The following is a 15,278-nucleotide window of genomic DNA, read 5'->3' as shown; positions in this document are numbered from 1 at the left end:
ATGGGTGCGACAGGATTCGGGGAAGACGACTGGCACACTGGACGCCGTGCGGGCCTCTAGCTCAATTGGCAGAGCAGCGGACTTTTAATCCGCGGGTTGTGGGTTCGAGTCCCACGGGGCCCACTCTCACCATGTATTACTTCGGCTGATTGGCGACGTTTCGTCTTCGGTTGAGGCCGGACAGTGTTTCGGCTGATGGTTGACACCTACTTCGGTTGATTTCCGGACACTCTCGTTCATGCGGGAGTTGAGTGTGGTTGAGCAGCGTAATCAGGCCGTGCTGGCAGTGATCAGGATGTCGAGACGGTTTGGATGTGGCGGCCCTGTTCGGGTTGGCCGCAGGACGGTGCATCGCTGGCCGTACGAGGCCGGTTTCTGGAGAACCTGGGTAGCGGACCGCAGGGATCGCTCCCGCGCACATGCTCTGTCGGTGGCCGCCAGGCTCACCGGCCCCGTTAGGCGCCTGCGAGGCTGCTGATCTCAATGCCGATGAAGAGCGCAATCACGATCTCGCTGACGATCCATGAGTTCGTGTTCATCCAATCGCGGACTCTTGGGAGAAGCGCTTGCGCACGCTTGCCCGTCACGACCACCAGAAGCGCCGGTATCGCGAGCAGGAGCAGGGTCAGTGCGACGAAGCCCAGCGTGTGCCACAAGGGCTCGCCATCGCGCGCGACCTTTGTGCCGACGGTGGCCGACGTGACGATGTCAGTCGGAAACACGCCGAGCAAGAGGAAGCCGAGCTTGAACGAGAACTTGGGTTTGGCGTCCTGAAGCTTGCCCATCCACTTCGGCGGCTCCGCCTGGTTGCGCTTGCGGTAGACGTTGACAGCCAGGAACAGAAGCAACGCGAGGAGCACGACGTCCAGCGCCTGTCCCTCTCTGCCACTGCTGGATGAGTCCGCCGAACTCTTCAACCCGCTGACCACGAGGTACGCGATCGTGACCATGAGGGTGATCGAGATTGCCGCGCCGACGATGTAGGCAAGTGAGTTGCGTGCCCACTCAACGCTTGTGGCAAGGAAGACAGCAGAGATTATCTGCGGACCGGCGATCATCACGAACGCCAGCGGTAGGACTGTCAGGAAACCACCCATGAGGTAGACGGTAAACCGGAATGGGCGCGATCAGGGGCGACAATCAGTGGCCGGACCCCACTCACGCCGACCCACCGACCCGATCCCCCGAATCAGCGAGCAATAGTCAAGACCTGTGGATCGGCATTTCTCGCGACTTGCTCATCTCCTGACACCCAGCCCGGCGGCACGCAGAGCACATGCACATCAGTCGGGGTTCAACCCAGCAGAAAGCCCAGGGCGATGCTGGCCGTCACCTTGGAACCGGCAACGTGGAGGTGGGACTTGCCGGGCAGGATGACTGCTTGCCCGTCGGGGATCCCGGCCGCGGTTCGCCGGAAGAGGTCCTCGGAGTAGAACCGGTCGTCCGTTCCTCCCAGCACCAGGGTGCGTGCCTGGATGCGGGCGAGCTCGGGCTCGGCGTCGAACGACTCTTCTGCCGCGATCATGAGCACCATGTCGGACTTGTCGTCTGCCGCAAGCCCTCCCCCGGTGAGCCAGCCCATGCCGCGGGCGGCAAAGGCCAGATGACCCGGCACCCCCGGCTCCATCAGGAGCGCCGACGCGCGCCGTCCGTCACCTTCCCGGATCAGGCGCAGCACCTCGGCCTCCACCTGTAGTCCGTGGGGCGAGAGCCGACACGCGGATGCCGACACCACCAGCCGCTGCACCAGCTCTGGACGGTCGATCGCGAGCTGGAGCGCGACGGCACCCCCGAGCGAGGTGCCGTGCAGCAGGACGGGCCCACCGATGTCCCGCTCGATCGCGCCGGCGTAGTCGGCCGCGACGTCAGCGATCGACGTACCAGCCGCCATCCTGGCCCGGCGGTTCACCAGGTAGACCGTGAAGTGCTCGGCGAACGGAGCCACCCAGGAGAGGGACATCCGCCGCCACACGCCGGTCGGGTTCGCGTGCTCGGAGGTCAAGCCCGACGCCACGACGAGCGGCGGGCCCTGACCCAGCTTCAGGTAAGGCAGGCCCGTGGACAACTGGCCTTCCGTCACCGCCTCCATGCGCCCCTCCTCACTCGAGGATGAACGTGACCTCCAGTGCGACCTGGAACACGGCTATCTTGCCGTCGACGACCTCGACCTTCTGGTCCTTGACCCAAGCGCCCTGGACGTTGCGCAGCGTCTGGTTGGCGCGTTCGATCCCGACGACGACGGCGTCGTTGAAGCTCGTGTCCGACCGTGCGCTGATGTTGGTGATGCGTGCCACTGAACCCATGGTGTGCTCCGATGAGAGATCCGACGTTTCCCTCACCATGGCACCAACCGCGGCTGACGGACAGGGGCCCCGATCGGCCTAGCCGGGACCGGATCCTGCGTCAACCTGCTGCGCCAGGTACTGCTGGACACCGACCCGTGCGATGGCGTCGAGCTGGCTCTCGAACCAGTCGGCGTGCTTCTCCTCGTCGCGCACCATCTCCTCGAAGACCGCGGCAGTGCCGTGGTCGCCGAGGTCGTGGCACTCCTTCGCGCCGGCGTTGAACAGTGCGACCGCCGCCTTCTCGCTCGCGAATGCGAGACTCAGCATCTCCTCGGCGTCCTCACCGATCTGGATGGAGCCGAGCCGTTGCACGTTGGGGTGGCCGTCGAACAGCAGGATGCGGTTGATCAGGTCGTCGGCGTCCTTCATCTCGTCGATCGACAGATCGTAGAACACCGATCCGAGCTTCGGCAGCCCCCAGCTGTCGAGCATGCGCGCATGCAGGAAGTACGTGTTGGTGACCGTGAGCTCAAAGGTGAGGGCGTCGTTGAGCAACTCGACGACGCGCGAGTCAACTGGCTGCACTGAGGGGCTCCTCGTCGGCAATGGGCTGCGTTGCCTCATGCTGGCACACGACCTGTCGAACCGAGAAGACACAAGTGCCGCAGTTCTGCGCGGCGCCCGTCCGTCGGCACACCTCGGACACGCTGGCGGCGCCAGCGCCCAGCGCCTCGGCGATGTCGCGGGACGACACCACGCCGCAGTGACAGACAATCATGGACTTAGGTTAGCCTGACCTGTGCGCAAATCGGAATCAGGGTGCCGGCGATCACCCCGAGAACCCCAAGATTCGGAATCTGTTCTGCTTCTTCAATGAACGCGTCGACATGGTCGTCGACGGTGAGCGACTGACGCGGCCCACATCGGATCGGATCCGGGTAGCTCCATCCGACGTCACGCACGAATGACTCTCCGATGCGCAGAGACCAGTAACGGGCAGGAAAATGCACAACCAGCGGGTCGCTCCCCATGACGCCACCATACGGCGCGAGCGTGGAGAAATGAGTGCCTCCACATCACGAAGAATGGCCGGTTCAGCGGGTGGTCGGGAAGCCGAGGTCGACCTCGGACGAGGACGGGTCGGGCCAGCGTGAGGTGACGACTTTCCCTTTGGTGTAGAACGCGATTCCTTCGGGGCCGTACATGTGGGCGTCGCCGAAGAGCGACGCCTTCCAGCCCCCGAACGAGTAGTAGGCCACGGGCACGGGAATCGGCACGTTGATGCCGACCATGCCGACCTGAACCTCGAACTGGAACTTCCGAGCCGCCCCTCCGTCGCGGGTGAAGATGGCGGTGCCGTTGGCGTAGGGGTTGTTGTTGATCAGCGCCAGTCCTTCCTCGAACGTGTCGACCCGGACCACGTCGAGCACAGGTCCGAAGATCTCGTCCCGGTAGACACTCATGTCGGGTGTCACGTGGTCGAGCAGCGTTGCGCCGAGGAAGAAGCCGCTCTCCGGGAGCGTCGACTCTCGGCCGTCGACGACGACCCTTGCGCCCGAGCGCTCGCCCTCGTCGACATATCCCGCCACGCGGTCGCGGTGCTCGGCGGTGATCAGCGGTCCCATGTCCGTGCCGGCCGTCGCACCATCGCCGATGACGAGCTTGGGCAGCCGGATCGCGAGCGCCTCGACGAGCCGATCGGCGACGTCCCCGACGGCAACGGTGACGGACACCGCCATGCACCGTTCGCCCGCCGAGCCGTAGGCGGCGGACACGATCGCGTCGGCGGCCAGGTCGACGTCGGCGTCCGGTAGCACCAGGGCATGGTTCTTCGCGCCGCCCAGCGCCTGGACCCGCTTACCCCGTGCCGTTCCGGTCTCGTAGATGTGCCGAGCCACCGGTGTCGACCCGACGAAGCTGATCGCGGCGACGTCGGGATGCTCGAGCAGGGCGTCGACGGCCTCGCGGTCGCCGTGGAGCACGGTGAAGACACCGTCCGGCAGGCCGGCCCGTTGCCACATGTCGGCCAGGAGTAGGGACGCGGACGGGTCCTTCTCGCTCGGCTTGAGGATGAAGGCGTTGCCGCAGGCGATCGCGTTCGCGCACATCCACAGCGGCACCATGGCGGGGAAGTTGAACGGCGTGATGCCGGCGACGACGCCGAGAGGCTGGCGGATGCTGTAGACGTCGACATCGGTGGCGGCCTGCTCGGAGAAGCCGCCCTTGAGCAGCTGCGGGACGCCGGCGGCGAACTCGACGTTCTCGAGCCCGCGCGCGATCTCGCCGAGGGCATCGGCGTGCACCTTGCCGTGCTCGGCGGTGATCACCGACGCGAGCTCGTCGGCCCGCTCGTGGAGCTGCTGGCGCATGGCGAACAGGATCGACGCGCGGCGCGACAACGACGACGTACGCCACTCCGCGGCGGCTTGCTTCGCCGCGAGCACGGCCTTGTCGACCTCGGCCGTGCTCGCCAGGTCGACCTCGGCGGCGACCTCACCCAGGGCGGGGTTGAAGACCGGCGCGGTTCGGCCCGAAGTTCCAGGACGAATCCGCCCGTCGATCCAGTGAGAAATGTGCTGTCCCATGTGCCGACAATACGTCCGCGAAGGTTCTCAGGGGGTGATGGCGACCTTGCCGCGCACCTTCCCGGCATCGAGGAGTCGCATGGCCTCCGGCACCTGTTCGAGCGAGTAGGCGCTGTCGATGCTCGGCGTCACCGAGCCCGCCTCGATCAGGGGAGCGAGACGCTCGAGATCGCTGGCGCGTTCCTTGGAGGCGAGCATCGCGAGTCGCTGCCGGACGAACATCGACAGCATCGGGGCACGCAGACTTCGACCGAAGCCTCCCGTCCACCGGCCGCCCTCCTCGCCGCCGACGATGACGGCGGTTCCGGTGGGAGTGAGCGCCCTGCGGAGCCGCGAGGTACGAGGGTTCCCGCCGATGTCGAGGATCAGGTCGTACTGGTTCCCACCTTCAGCGAAGTCGTCCTGCGTGTAGTCGGTGACGTGGTCGGCGCCGAGGGACCGCACCAGGTCGAGCTTCGCGGTGCTGCACACGCCGGTCACCTCAGCGCCGAGGGCCTTGGCGAGCTGCACGGCAAACGTGCCGACGCCACCGGACGCGCCGAGGATCAACACCTTCTGTCCGGGCTCCATCCGGCCGACGTCAGTCAAGGCTTGCAGAGCGGTGCCGGCAGAGATCGGGACCACCGCGGCCTGCTCGAAGGAGAGGTTCGCCGGCTTGTGGGCGAGCTTGTCCTCTCGCGCCGCTGCGTACTCGGCGAACGAGCCCCGGCTCATCCCGTACACCTCGTCGCCCGCGGAGAACTTGATGACGCCTGAACCGACCGCTACGACCGTGCCGGCGACGTCGATGCCGGGCACCCGGTTCTTCGGCTTGCGAAAGCCGAATCCGATGACACGGAGCAGGTACGGAAGGCCGGTCATCATGTGCCACGTTCCCCGGTCGAGTCCGGCCGCGTGCACGCGCACCAACACCTCGTCGTCGGCGATCTCGGGTCGGTCGATCCGGGCGAGTCCGAATACCTCGATGGAGCCGTAGGCGTCCTGCACGATGGCCTGCATGGTGGTGTTCGTTGTCGTCATGCCAATCTCCTCCCGGTCGGTCCGTTGACGCTCAGATCCCATCATCGTTCCTCGCCACGACCGTGTGCCGACCTCTGATCAGCAGCCAGACGGCCAGCAGGAACTCACCGAGGAAGGTGACGGTCGAAACCGTGATCGGAAAGTCAGGGGTGAGCACCCCGGCGAAGCTGTCGAACGCGTAACCGGCCCCGGCGACGACGAGCAGGATGCCCAACCACCGCGGCACGTAGCCCGATCGGTACGCCAACCAGCCGATGAGGACGAGATGGGCGCCGAAGAGAATGAGCCCGGCTGACCAGATGTCTTCGAAGACGTCGCGCTTCGGGACACTCACGAGCTGGCTGATCGCCACCGCGAACACCGCCGCGTACGCGAGCCTGAACCAGGCCGCCAGGTGCGAGACTTGTTGGTTCACCGGGCTGAATACGTGGAGCAGTGCCCACGCGACCACGACGTCGAGAACGACCACGAGGTACAAGGCGACGACGGCGACGCGGAAGAGACCTTCCTGCGCCAGCACGTCCGCCTCGATGACGACCAGGTTTCCGAAGACTCCAAGCGCGGCCATGAGCACGATCCCGGTTCCGGCGACGATGCTGGCGTCCCGGATCGGTGGGTTCGCGGCCGACGTCGCCGGGGACGTGGCCTCCGTGGTTTGGTTCGACATGATCATCCCTTCCAGTACTTAGTACGGTTACGGTATCGTACAAAGTACGAAACGCCAATGGCCCGAACGAACCATGCGGAGCTGGACATGCCTGGACGCCCCCACCTCACCCGAGAACGGGTGCTGCGCGGGGCCGTCGCGGTCGCCGACTCAGGCGGAATCGGGTCGCTGACCATCCGCTCGCTCGCCTCGGAGCTCGGCGTCAAGCCGATGTCGGTCTACCACCACGTCGCCAACAAGGACGAGATCCTCGACGGCATCGTCGACATCGTCTTCAGCGAGATCGAGCTGCCCGAGATCGGGAAGGAGTGGCGGGTCGAGCTGCACCGACGCTCCAGCTCGGCCCGCGCGGCGCTGAGGCGGCATCCATGGGCGATCGGGCTCCTCGAGACGCGAACCAGTCCCGGCCCGGCGACCCTGAGGCACCACGACTCGGTCATCGGCACCCTGCGCGCCGCCGGCTTCTCGATCGCGATGACGGCACATGCCTATGCCCTGATCGACAGCTATGTGTACGGGTTCGCCCTGTCCGAGGCCTCTCTGCCCATCAATGGCCCGGAGACCGGTTCCGACCTGGCCGAGCAGATGGTGCAGCAGTTCCCGGCAGACGACTACCCGCACCTGGTGGAGTTCGCTGTCGAGCACGTCCTCCAGCCCGGCTACGACTTCGGAGCCGAGTTCGAGTTCGGACTGGACCTGGTCCTCGACGGCCTCGTGCGAACGAAAGGAGCAAGCCATGCCTGAACACACCTTGGTGCTGCTGCGGCACGCGAAGTCGGACTGGTCCGGCGAGGAGGCCGACCTGGCGCGGCCGCTGGCCGATCGCGGCCGACGTCAGGCGCCTGAAGCGGGACGATGGCTGAATGCGAACATCGGTCTCCTCGACCTGGCGATCGTGTCGCCGGCAGCTCGTGCGAAAGAATCCTGGAACCTCGTCGCCGCAGAGCTCGACACGCCTCCGCCGGTAAGGATCGACGAACGCGTGTATGCCGCGTCCGACAACGAGCTGCTTGCCGTGGTACGCGATGTGCCGGACGACCTGGGCACCGTCGTCCTGGTCGGACACAACCCCGCAATCGAGGAGCTGGTCTCGCGACTCACAGGTGAGTCGATCCCGATGCCGACGTCGGCCATCGCGGTGATCACCGCGACCGGCGCCTGGACGTCCGTCGGTCACGGCTCGGAAGTCCTGAGATCGGCCGGCCGACCACCGACCAGTTGATCAGCCGGACAGGACATCGCTGTACGCCACACTGAGCGCATGCTGCATCTGCGCATCAGTGTTCCCTCGGACCTGACCGACGAGGTCGCGGCCATGCTCACGCCGGACCCCGCCGTGAGCAGCGTGGCCGTCATACGCGGTGCGTCCGTCAAGCCCGAGGGTGACCTCGTCCTCGCCGATGTGGCGAGGGAAGGTGCCAACGAAATCATCGATCAGCTCCGCGACATGGGGCTGCAGGACGAGGGTTCCGCGAGCATCGACCCGGTGCGGACCTGGCTGTCCCGAAGCGGCTACGAGGCCGAGAAGCGCACACCGGGAAGCAGCGCCGACGCCGTCGTGTGGGCCGACGTCACACACCGTGCGTACGAGGAGTCCGAGCTCAACTGGACGTATCTGTCGTTCATGACGCTCGCCACCCTCATCGCCGGCATTGCGATCGTCCTCGACTCCCAGATCCTGGTCATCGGGGCGATGGTGCTGGGCCCTGAGTTCGTACCGATCGCCGCCCTCGGACTCGCCATGGTGAGGCAGCGGTACGCACTGCTGGCGCTCGCGAGCCGGACGCTCCTCGTGGGCTTCCTGGTGGCCATCGCGATCACGACCTTGGCCGCGCTCGCAGGTCGAGCGCTCGGGTGGGTGACCACCGAGGACGTCATCGGGCGACGACCCCAGACCGATTTCATCTACTCCCCCGACAAGTGGTCGTTCATCGTGGCCGTCATCGCCGCCGCCGCCGGAGTCTTGTCACTCACCTCCGCCAAGATCGGCGGACTCTCCGGCGTGTTCATCTCCGTGACGACGATCCCGGCCGCCGGAAACGTGGCGCTCGGCCTCGCCTTCAGCGTCGGCTCAGCGGTCTGGGACAGCACCCTCCAACTGGTGCTGAACATCCTCGGCATGACGCTCGCCGGCTGGGCCACCTTGGCGTTCCAGCAGAAGGTGTGGTCCCGGCTGTCCGAACGGCGGGCACAACTCGTGCAACGTCTCCGCCGGAAGGAGTGACCGTCCGGCGGCCGGGAGAGTCCGTCAGGACGACGTCGACTCCAGTTCCTCCATGTTCCTGGTGATGACCTCCATGGTCCGTCCGAGGTCGTCGGTCGGGCTGAACTCGATCACCTCGGTGCCCGCGTAGATCGTCGGGGTGTGTCCCGTACCGACGTAGTACGCGTCGCCGCCCTCGAAGATCTCCTCGGTGTCGCCGGAACGGAACGCGACCTTGCCCTTGACGACGTAACCCATGTGGATGCACTGGCACTGGTCGTCGGGCAGACCCTTGAACAGGGCGGACAGGTCGGCGTCCGCGGTGTACCTCTCGAAACCCACGGTCCAGCCGCCATCGAAGTGCTCGAAGTGGCCCTCGTAGCCCTCCAGCTCCTCGTGGTCGGACGCTGATGCCTTCGATGCCTTGGGCATGATTCCTCCTGTACTCGACATCCCCGATGAGGGCTACGATTGCACTTGAACAGCGGTTCAAGTCAAGGGATTCGTACGACATGGATGGATTGCGCGAACTGACCATCGGGGAGGTTGCGCGACGCGCCGGCGTGGCGACGTCATCGATCCGCTACTACGAACGGATCGGCGTCCTCCCAGCGCCCGAACGTCGCTCCGGACAACGCAGGTACGACGCACACGTCCTCGGCAAGCTGGGGTTCATCGGCGTCGCCCAGAGCGCCGGCTTCACGTTGCGCGAGATCAAGGAGCTTGTCCGAGGCGTCGACGGCGCCCAGGGCCTCGGTGACTCGATGCGGTCCCTCTCGAGCGAGAAGCTGGACGAGATCGAGGCACTGCTCGACCGGACCCGGGCGATGAAGGGGTGGCTCGAGGTGGCGCAGGAGTGCGGCTGCGCGACTCCCGCGGAGTGCGCCCTCTTCCCGGCACCGAGCGAAGAGCAGTCGAAGGACACCGACCTCGCGTTGCGGATCGTCGACGTCCACGGCCGGGACTGTCGTCGGGTCGCGCCCGTCGACTGAGCCCGTCCGTGCCGGATAGCGTGACCACCCATCGTTCAGGAGGTCCACCGTGAAGGCTGTCGTCTGTCAGGACGCGAAGCTCAGCGTCGCCGAGGTGCCCGACCCCGAGCCGGGGAAGGGCCAGCTGCTCATCAATGTGCAACGTGCGGGAATCTGCGGGTCCGACCTGCACGCGCGCCTGCACTGCGACGACGTGGCCGACATCGTCGACGAGCTGGGCTATCCCGAGTTCATGCGGTCGAGCCACTCGGTCGTGATGGGACACGAGTTCGTCGGCGAGGTCGTCGGCCACGGGCCCGGGAGCCGCAAGCAGGTGAAGGTCGGCGACCGCGTGGTCGCACTGCCGCTGCTCAGGCGAGGGAACGACGTGCACACGGTGGGCTTCTCCGTGCAGGCTCCGGGCGCATACGCCGAGCAGATGGTGGTCGAGGAATCGCTCGCGATGACGGTGCCGGACGACATGCCCACCGAGCTCGCAACGCTCACCGAGCCGATGGCCGTCGGCCTGCATGCCGTCCGGCGCGGCGAGGTCAAGAAGGGTGACGTCGCCGTCGTCATCGGCTGTGGTCCGGTCGGCCTGGCCGTCATCTCGATGCTCAAAGCCAGCGGTGTGAAAACCGTCGTCGCGAGCGACTTCTCGCCCGGTCGCCGTGACCTGGCCCGCCGATGCGGGGCCAACGTCGTCGTCGATCCGGAGCAGGAGGCGCCGTACGCGGCCGGCGGCGACCACGGCCACCTCACGACCGCGCCTGCAGCGTTCGGCCTGGCCATCGGAGCGATGGACAGGCTGCGCGGCCTCCCCCTCGTTCCGTGGCAGCACGTGTGGCGCGCCGCGGAGAAGGTCGGCGCCGCCAACCCCAAGCGGCCGGTGATCTTCGAGTGCGTCGGGGTTCCCGGCATCCTCGAGCAGATCATCACCAGTGCTCCGCTGTTCTCCCGCGTCGTCGTGGTCGGCGTCTGCATGCAGCCGGACCAGCTCCGTCCGGCCGTGGCGATCAACAAGGAGATCGACCTGCGGTTCGTCCTTGGCTACACGCCGCCGGAGTTCCACGAGACTCTGCGCCTGCTCGCGAGCGGCAAGGTGATCGCGGCACCCATCGTCACCGGCTCCGTCGGACTGCCGGGCGTCGACAACGCCTTCACCACCCTCGGCGACCCCGAGGTCCATGCCAAGATCCTCGTCGACCCGCAGAGCGACGCGTCCGAACCGGTTCGTCGGGCCAGCTAGCGCCTTCTCGTACCGCACCTGGCTGGCATCGCACAGAGGTCACCCAGTCCGGGCGGAAGACTTGATCCACAGCGTGATCCGGTCCGCCATCGCCAGCAACCCGTCGACCGAGGCGAGGGAGGCCACGACCCGGTCGTAGGTCACCGTGTCGGTGATCCGGGACAAGTTCATCGCCACGATGACAGCGGTCGTGTTGACCGCAGTACGCACAGCCTCGACGGCAGCGACAAGCTCGATCTGGCCTCGTGGCGCGGTGAGGACGTGCAGGTCCTCGGCGACCTTGAGCAGGGCCTGAGCCACCTCCAGCAGGGCAGCCGACGCCTCGACCGCGCCGGACAGCGAGATCATCACCGTCCGGGCGGGCTCGTAGCCGTCGAGAAGGTCATGGCCCGCCAACGCATCAGCCTTCGACGCGGATCCGAGCATCTCCTGACAGTCGGCGTCGAGCTCGCGGGCAAGCTTGCCCAGAATGATCGCCTCGTAGCGCACCGAGCCAACGCGATTGAATCGCTCGAGTGGCAGCCCAGATCGGTTCTCGGCCACCCTGGCCAGCATGTCGGCGGCTGTCACCGCCTGTGAGAACGGAGCCAACGAGCACGTCGGAACATCAGACGAGAGCAGAAACCGGTCGAGCCAAGAGTCCGTGACCTGTTGATTCGGCAATGTTCCCCCTCGATTTGCTGGGCAGCCACGGACCTGTGCTTCCCACTCCCGACCCACCGAGGACGTGCAAGGCGATGACCGCCGACTCCACCGTATCGACCAGAAGGTTCAAGGGCCCGTCTCCGTCTTGCCCTAGGCGAGACGCGGCTCGGGGCGGGGGACGCCGGCGAAGCTCGACAGGGTGAACCAGCCCGGGAAGGCCCGCCGCAGCGACTCGGGGCCCTGAACCTCGAGGGAACCGGACCGAACGGCGTCCGACCAGTCGAGGTCTCCCCGCCACACCGCGGTCAGGGCACGAAGGCTCGACGTGACCCGGACCGCGACGTCGAACCCCGGATCGACGTCACACACCTCGGCCTCCTCTCCGCCGAGGACGAGCCACCAGTTGCGCTGACCATGCGGGGCGTCCGGGAAACGGAGCTGCACGACCGTGCGGCCGGGCGGGAGCGCCCCGACGTCGACATTGCGATGCATGTCCCACATCAGCAGCTTCGGGTCGAGGTCGATGTCGCCGAGCTCGCCGATCCAGCGCGTGCCCCACTGTCCGACCGCCTCGACCACCGGCCGGAGCTCGTGCCCGGCCTCGGTGAGGACGTAGCGGACGTCCTTGCCGTCGACGCGACGTTCGACGACGCCGGCGCGCTCGAGCTGCTGCAGACGCCGCGACAACAGCGTGGGAGACATCCGTGGGAGCCCCCGGCGCAGGTCGTTGAACCGCTGCGAGCCGATGACGAGCTCGCGGACCACGAGCATCGTCCACCGCTCGTCGAGCAGCTCCATGGCCTTCGAGACCGGACAGAACTGGTGGTACGGCGAGCCCATCGTGCCAGCGTACGCCGCGGTACAGATCTCGTACTGGATATCGCCTGACGCGACTCATACCGTCGTTCCAGGGGGAGACACCAAGGGAGCAATGACATGACAGAACAGATCATCGACGAGGATGCCGCCCTGAAGGCGAAGCATCGGGCGATGTGGGAGCTCGGCAACTACGCCGCAGTCGCCGCCGAGATCATCCCCGAGCTGGGAACCACGCTCGTGGAGGCATGCGACGTCCGGCCGGGGGTCCGCGTCCTCGACGTCGCCGCGGGAACCGGGAACGCCGCGATCCCCGCGGCGCTGACCGGCGCCAGCGTCATGGCCACCGACCTGGCACCCGAGCTGCTCGAGATCGGCAAGAAGATCGCCGCCGATCGCGGCGCGACGCTCAAGTGGGTGGAGGCCGACGCCGAGAACATGCCGTGCTTCGACGGCGAGTACGACATCGTGATGTCGTCCGTCGGCGTGATGTTCGCCCCGCACCATCAGGCCGCCGCCGACGAGCTGGTGCGCGTGGTCCGACCGGGCGGCACCATCGGGAACATCGCCTGGACGCCCGAGGGTTTCATCGGCCAGATGTTCGCCGCCATGAAGCCGTACGCGCCACCGCCTCCGCCCGGGGCCCAGCCGCCTCCGCTGTGGGGCGATGAGTCGCACGTGCGAAAGCTCCTCGGCGACCGGGTCACCGACGTCCGCGCCGAGCGACGGAGCGTCGTCGTCGACGACTTCGCGGGACCCTCGGAGTTCCGCGAGTACTTCAAGAAGAACTACGGACCGACCATCGCTGTTTACAAGTTCATCTCCGAGGATCCCGAACGCGTTGCCGCACTCGACGCCGCGCTCGACGACCTCGCCAAGCGCTTCACCGAGAGCGACGGCACGATGAAGTGGGAGTACCTGCTCTTCACTGCGACCAAGAGCTGACCAGTCAGCCGGTCGTCGGCGCGAAGAGCTCGAGCTGGATGTTGTCGGGGTCCCGGAACACCAGCACCGAGGCGTAGGGCTCGTCGGCGATCGGCGACTGGGTGAGCGGCTTGTCGGCCGCCTCGGCTTGAACGACGCCGTGGGCCTCGAGGTGCTGCTGCCAGGCCTCGAGGTCCTCGCGGGTGGAGACGTGCAAGCCGGCGTGGTCGAGGCCGGTCCGCGTCTCCTCGAAGAGCTCACCCTCGTTGGCGTCGTGGCGGTGCAGGGCGAACATCAGCGACTGGTTCGCATCGGTGAGGATGCGGCCGACGCCGCCTGCCCTGATGAGGTACGTCCAGCACGGGATGAACGTCGAAAACCGCGCCGTACCACTGGATGCTGGCATCCAGGTCGGCGACGGTCAGGGCCAGGTGGTGCAGCCGGAGCTGTGGTGCATCGGACATCGGAGTCTCCTCATTCGGGGGGTTTCTCGGAGGTATGGGCGAGGAGCATGCGGACGACGTCCTCGATCAGACGGGTCCAGCGATCGCCGCCGGGCTCGTTGGCGATCTGCTGGTCGACGAGACCGGTCATCACGGCGGTCCACGTGTCGAAGTGCCGGGCGTCGGTGACGCCGTTGCGTGCGAGGTACTCGCGGGTGCGGTCGAGCGCCCGCACGGCGGGCTCGTAGGCCTCGGGGGACGGCTCGAAGCCGGGGATCGGGCGCTGGAACAGGAGCTGGTAGCGCGGCACGTCGGACGTGCAGAAATCGACCCACCGACGGGCGTCGGCGACCATGTTGTCGAACGCGGAGCCGCTGTCGGGCAGGTCGGCACGGGTCGCCGCGAATGTCTCGGCGGCCTCGCCGAACATGGCGTCGAAGATGGCGTTCTTGGAGTCGAAGTACGCGTACACGGTGGGCGTCGTGACACCGGCCCGCGTTGCCAGCTGACGCAACGTCAGCGCGGCCAGACCGTCCTCGCGCACGATGTCCCACGCGGTCGCGAGGAGTTTGGCGCGAGCGGCCTCGCGGCGCGCCTCCCGCCATCCGACTTCTGCCGTCTTGGACATAGTTAAAAAAGGTTTGCACACTGTATAAGTCATGTCAAGAGTTACCCAGCGCGGACCTGCTCCGTGGTTTCGTTGAATTGACACACAGGTATCCGTCCACCGGAGGAGGCACGATGAGCGAGCCGATCGCGCAGCGTCGGGAGGTCCTGACCGCCATCCCGGGGCCGCGGTCCGTCGAGCTGATGCAGCGCAAGACCACCGCCGTCGCTCCCGGCGTCGGCACCGTGATGCCCGTGTTCGCCGCACGCGCGGGTGGCGGGATCGTCGTCGACGTCGACGGCAACAGCCTGATCGACCTCGGCTCGGGCATCGCCGTGACGACCGTCGGCAACAGCGCACCACGTGTCGTGGCCGCGGTGCGGGACCAGGTCGAGTCCTTCACGCACACCTGCTTCATGGTGACGCCGTACGAGGGTTACATCGCGGTGGCCGAGGCCCTCAACCGGCTGACGCCCGGAGACCACCCGAAGCGCACCGCCTTGTTCAACTCAGGAGCCGAGGCGGTCGAGAACGCGGTCAAAGTCGCGCGTACATACACCGGCCGTCAGGCTGTGGTGGCTTTCGACCACGCGTACCACGGTCGCACGAACCTCACGATGGCGATGACGGCCAAGAACATGCCGTACAAGCACGGTTTCGGCCCGTTCGCCCCCGAGGTCTACCGCGCCCCGCTGTCCTATCCGTTCCGGGACGGTGCCGCGGTCGACGGACCGGACGCCGCCGAACGCGCCATCGACCGCATCGAGGGACAGGTCGGCGCAGACAATCTCGCCGCGCTGGTCATCGAGCCGATCGCCGGCGAGGGCGGGTTCATCGAGCCGGCGCCGGGCTTCCTGCCCGCG

General features: G+C 66.8%; 22 protein-coding genes and 1 tRNA gene. 8 read left to right on the top strand and 15 right to left on the bottom strand.

Annotation, left to right across the window (positions count from 1 at the left end; translation table 11 throughout):
• Window positions 1-50 precede the first annotated feature (50 nt).
• Window positions 51-123: transfer RNA gene (locus tag ACRDPN_RS13930), tRNA-Lys, on the top strand.
• Between the two features lie 332 nt (window positions 124-455).
• Here ACRDPN_RS13930 and ACRDPN_RS13925 read toward each other — a convergent pair.
• The 9 genes from ACRDPN_RS13925 to ACRDPN_RS13885 all read right to left on the bottom strand — a co-directional run bounded on the left by ACRDPN_RS13925 (window position 456) and on the right by ACRDPN_RS13885 (window position 6,557).
• A complete protein-coding gene (locus ACRDPN_RS13925) occupies window positions 456-1,097 on the bottom strand; it encodes a GAP family protein (RefSeq protein ID WP_431449099.1) in 642 nt (213 codons plus the stop codon).
• A gap of 197 nt (window positions 1,098-1,294) precedes the next feature.
• The gene (locus ACRDPN_RS13920; RefSeq protein ID WP_431449097.1) at window positions 1,295-2,089 is read right to left on the bottom strand and encodes an alpha/beta fold hydrolase; all 795 of its coding nucleotides are present in this window, start codon (window positions 2,087-2,089) and stop codon (window positions 1,295-1,297) included.
• A gap of 10 nt (window positions 2,090-2,099) precedes the next feature.
• Complete coding sequence (locus ACRDPN_RS13915) at window positions 2,100-2,303, bottom strand: dodecin family protein (protein ID WP_431449095.1); 204 nt, start codon at window positions 2,301-2,303, stop codon at window positions 2,100-2,102.
• A 78-nt stretch (window positions 2,304-2,381) separates the two neighbouring features.
• Window positions 2,382-2,870 (bottom strand): bacterioferritin, encoded by a 489-nt coding sequence (gene bfr / locus ACRDPN_RS13910; protein WP_431449093.1) that lies wholly within the window; start codon window positions 2,868-2,870, stop codon window positions 2,382-2,384.
• Window positions 2,857-3,063, bottom strand: coding sequence for a (2Fe-2S)-binding protein (locus tag ACRDPN_RS13905; protein WP_431449091.1), 207 nt, complete (start codon window positions 3,061-3,063; stop codon window positions 2,857-2,859). The genes bfr and ACRDPN_RS13905 overlap by 14 nt, the downstream gene beginning before the upstream one ends.
• A 4-nt stretch (window positions 3,064-3,067) precedes the next feature.
• Complete coding sequence (locus ACRDPN_RS13900) at window positions 3,068-3,316, bottom strand: hypothetical protein (protein WP_431449089.1); 249 nt, start codon at window positions 3,314-3,316, stop codon at window positions 3,068-3,070.
• A gap of 63 nt (window positions 3,317-3,379) precedes the next feature.
• Window positions 3,380-4,870 carry a CoA-acylating methylmalonate-semialdehyde dehydrogenase gene (locus ACRDPN_RS13895; RefSeq protein WP_431449087.1) on the bottom strand — a complete coding sequence of 497 codons (1,491 nt, stop codon included), beginning with the start codon at window positions 4,868-4,870 and terminating at the stop codon, window positions 3,380-3,382.
• A gap of 27 nt (window positions 4,871-4,897) precedes the next feature.
• Window positions 4,898-5,890 (bottom strand): NAD(P)-dependent alcohol dehydrogenase, encoded by a 993-nt coding sequence (locus tag ACRDPN_RS13890; protein WP_431449085.1) that lies wholly within the window; start codon window positions 5,888-5,890, stop codon window positions 4,898-4,900.
• A gap of 31 nt (window positions 5,891-5,921) precedes the next feature.
• Complete coding sequence (locus ACRDPN_RS13885; protein ID WP_431449083.1) at window positions 5,922-6,557, bottom strand: DUF4386 domain-containing protein; 636 nt, start codon at window positions 6,555-6,557, stop codon at window positions 5,922-5,924.
• A gap of 87 nt (window positions 6,558-6,644) precedes the next feature.
• On the opposite strand from ACRDPN_RS13885, the gene ACRDPN_RS13880 reads away from it, so the two are divergent.
• The 3 genes from ACRDPN_RS13880 to ACRDPN_RS13870 are packed head-to-tail and all read left to right on the top strand — an operon-like array spanning window position 6,645 to window position 8,781.
• Window positions 6,645-7,301: a TetR/AcrR family transcriptional regulator gene (locus tag ACRDPN_RS13880; protein WP_431449081.1), complete on the top strand. Its 657-nt coding sequence runs from the start codon at window positions 6,645-6,647 to the stop codon at window positions 7,299-7,301.
• Window positions 7,294-7,779, top strand: a complete 486-nt coding sequence (locus tag ACRDPN_RS13875; RefSeq protein ID WP_431449079.1) for a SixA phosphatase family protein — start codon at window positions 7,294-7,296, stop codon at window positions 7,777-7,779. Before ACRDPN_RS13880 ends, ACRDPN_RS13875 begins: the two co-directional genes overlap by 8 nt.
• A 39-nt stretch (window positions 7,780-7,818) precedes the next feature.
• Window positions 7,819-8,781 (top strand): DUF389 domain-containing protein, encoded by a 963-nt coding sequence (locus tag ACRDPN_RS13870; protein ID WP_431449077.1) that lies wholly within the window; start codon window positions 7,819-7,821, stop codon window positions 8,779-8,781.
• 24 nt (window positions 8,782-8,805) lie between these two features.
• Here the strand turns inward: ACRDPN_RS13870 and ACRDPN_RS13865 are convergent, their stop codons facing one another.
• Window positions 8,806-9,192 carry a cupin domain-containing protein gene (locus ACRDPN_RS13865; RefSeq protein WP_431449075.1) on the bottom strand — a complete coding sequence of 129 codons (387 nt, stop codon included), beginning with the start codon at window positions 9,190-9,192 and terminating at the stop codon, window positions 8,806-8,808.
• Window positions 9,193-9,272: 80 nt separating this feature from the next.
• Between ACRDPN_RS13865 and ACRDPN_RS13860 the strand changes: the two genes are divergently transcribed.
• A complete protein-coding gene (locus ACRDPN_RS13860; protein WP_431449073.1) occupies window positions 9,273-9,752 on the top strand; it encodes a MerR family transcriptional regulator in 480 nt (159 codons plus the stop codon).
• 49 nt (window positions 9,753-9,801) lie between these two features.
• Window positions 9,802-10,980 (top strand): zinc-binding dehydrogenase, encoded by a 1,179-nt coding sequence (locus ACRDPN_RS13855; RefSeq protein ID WP_431449072.1) that lies wholly within the window; start codon window positions 9,802-9,804, stop codon window positions 10,978-10,980.
• A 39-nt stretch (window positions 10,981-11,019) separates the two neighbouring features.
• Here ACRDPN_RS13855 and ACRDPN_RS13850 read toward each other — a convergent pair whose 3' ends face one another.
• Both ACRDPN_RS13850 and ACRDPN_RS13845 read right to left on the bottom strand, forming a co-directional pair.
• Window positions 11,020-11,523: a hypothetical protein gene (locus ACRDPN_RS13850; RefSeq protein ID WP_431449070.1), complete on the bottom strand. Its 504-nt coding sequence runs from the start codon at window positions 11,521-11,523 to the stop codon at window positions 11,020-11,022.
• 252 nt (window positions 11,524-11,775) lie between these two features.
• Window positions 11,776-12,465: a winged helix-turn-helix transcriptional regulator gene (locus ACRDPN_RS13845; protein WP_431449068.1), complete on the bottom strand. Its 690-nt coding sequence runs from the start codon at window positions 12,463-12,465 to the stop codon at window positions 11,776-11,778.
• 96 nt (window positions 12,466-12,561) lie between these two features.
• On the opposite strand from ACRDPN_RS13845, the gene ACRDPN_RS13840 reads away from it, so the two are divergent.
• Complete coding sequence (locus tag ACRDPN_RS13840; RefSeq protein WP_431449066.1) at window positions 12,562-13,386, top strand: class I SAM-dependent methyltransferase; 825 nt, start codon at window positions 12,562-12,564, stop codon at window positions 13,384-13,386.
• Between the two features lie 4 nt (window positions 13,387-13,390).
• On the opposite strand, the gene ACRDPN_RS13835 is transcribed toward ACRDPN_RS13840, so the two are convergent.
• From ACRDPN_RS13835 to ACRDPN_RS13825, 3 genes are read right to left on the bottom strand one after another with little or no spacing between them, the layout of a single operon-like run.
• Window positions 13,391-13,660 carry a VOC family protein gene (locus ACRDPN_RS13835; RefSeq protein ID WP_431449064.1) on the bottom strand — a complete coding sequence of 90 codons (270 nt, stop codon included), beginning with the start codon at window positions 13,658-13,660 and terminating at the stop codon, window positions 13,391-13,393.
• Window positions 13,623-13,829 (bottom strand): VOC family protein, encoded by a 207-nt coding sequence (locus ACRDPN_RS13830; RefSeq protein ID WP_431449062.1) that lies wholly within the window; start codon window positions 13,827-13,829, stop codon window positions 13,623-13,625. The genes ACRDPN_RS13835 and ACRDPN_RS13830 overlap by 38 nt, the downstream gene beginning before the upstream one ends.
• Before the next feature lie 10 nt (window positions 13,830-13,839).
• On the bottom strand, window positions 13,840-14,436 hold the full coding sequence (locus ACRDPN_RS13825) for a TetR/AcrR family transcriptional regulator (RefSeq protein ID WP_431449060.1): 597 nt from the start codon (window positions 14,434-14,436) through the stop codon (window positions 13,840-13,842).
• A 113-nt stretch (window positions 14,437-14,549) separates the two neighbouring features.
• Here ACRDPN_RS13825 and ACRDPN_RS13820 point away from each other — a divergent pair.
• Window positions 14,550-15,278, top strand: a 729-nt coding sequence (locus tag ACRDPN_RS13820) for an aminotransferase class III-fold pyridoxal phosphate-dependent enzyme (protein ID WP_431449058.1), incomplete at its 3' end; no start/stop codon positions are given.

Origin of the sequence: Aeromicrobium sp., from assembly GCF_050700635.1 — a bacterium.
Classification (GTDB): Bacteria; Actinomycetota; Actinomycetes; order Propionibacteriales; family Nocardioidaceae; genus Aeromicrobium.
The sequence above is the reverse complement of the archived record's forward strand: the minus strand, read 5'-3'. Positions and strand labels throughout refer to the sequence as shown.

Bases quoted from the DNA above. Each gene is read 5' to 3' on its own strand.
- ACRDPN_RS13825 (WP_431449060.1), bottom strand. From the start codon at position 14,436: ATGTCCAAGACGGCAGAAGTCGGATGGCGGGAGGCGCGCCGCGAGGCC.
- ACRDPN_RS13900 (WP_431449089.1), bottom strand. From the start codon at position 3,316: ATGGGGAGCGACCCGCTGGTTGTGCATTTTCCTGCCCGTTACTGGTCT.
- ACRDPN_RS13835 (WP_431449064.1), bottom strand. From the start codon at position 13,660: ATGTTCGCCCTGCACCGCCACGACGCCAACGAGGGTGAGCTCTTCGAG.
- ACRDPN_RS13870 (WP_431449077.1), top strand. From the start codon at position 7,819: ATGCTGCATCTGCGCATCAGTGTTCCCTCGGACCTGACCGACGAGGTC.
- ACRDPN_RS13915 (WP_431449095.1), bottom strand. From the start codon at position 2,303: ATGGGTTCAGTGGCACGCATCACCAACATCAGCGCACGGTCGGACACG.
- ACRDPN_RS13865 (WP_431449075.1), bottom strand. From the start codon at position 9,192: ATGCCCAAGGCATCGAAGGCATCAGCGTCCGACCACGAGGAGCTGGAG.
- ACRDPN_RS13875 (WP_431449079.1), top strand. From the start codon at position 7,294: ATGCCTGAACACACCTTGGTGCTGCTGCGGCACGCGAAGTCGGACTGG.
- ACRDPN_RS13880 (WP_431449081.1), top strand. From the start codon at position 6,645: ATGCCTGGACGCCCCCACCTCACCCGAGAACGGGTGCTGCGCGGGGCC.
- ACRDPN_RS13920 (WP_431449097.1), bottom strand. From the start codon at position 2,089: ATGGAGGCGGTGACGGAAGGCCAGTTGTCCACGGGCCTGCCTTACCTG.
- ACRDPN_RS13895 (WP_431449087.1), bottom strand. From the start codon at position 4,870: ATGGGACAGCACATTTCTCACTGGATCGACGGGCGGATTCGTCCTGGA.
- ACRDPN_RS13885 (WP_431449083.1), bottom strand. From the start codon at position 6,557: ATGTCGAACCAAACCACGGAGGCCACGTCCCCGGCGACGTCGGCCGCG.
- ACRDPN_RS13830 (WP_431449062.1), bottom strand. From the start codon at position 13,829: ATGTCCGATGCACCACAGCTCCGGCTGCACCACCTGGCCCTGACCGTC.
- ACRDPN_RS13925 (WP_431449099.1), bottom strand. From the start codon at position 1,097: ATGGGTGGTTTCCTGACAGTCCTACCGCTGGCGTTCGTGATGATCGCC.
- ACRDPN_RS13840 (WP_431449066.1), top strand. From the start codon at position 12,562: ATGACAGAACAGATCATCGACGAGGATGCCGCCCTGAAGGCGAAGCAT.
- ACRDPN_RS13860 (WP_431449073.1), top strand. From the start codon at position 9,273: ATGGATGGATTGCGCGAACTGACCATCGGGGAGGTTGCGCGACGCGCC.
- ACRDPN_RS13890 (WP_431449085.1), bottom strand. From the start codon at position 5,890: ATGACGACAACGAACACCACCATGCAGGCCATCGTGCAGGACGCCTAC.
- ACRDPN_RS13845 (WP_431449068.1), bottom strand. From the start codon at position 12,465: ATGGGCTCGCCGTACCACCAGTTCTGTCCGGTCTCGAAGGCCATGGAG.
- ACRDPN_RS13905 (WP_431449091.1), bottom strand. From the start codon at position 3,063: ATGATTGTCTGTCACTGCGGCGTGGTGTCGTCCCGCGACATCGCCGAG.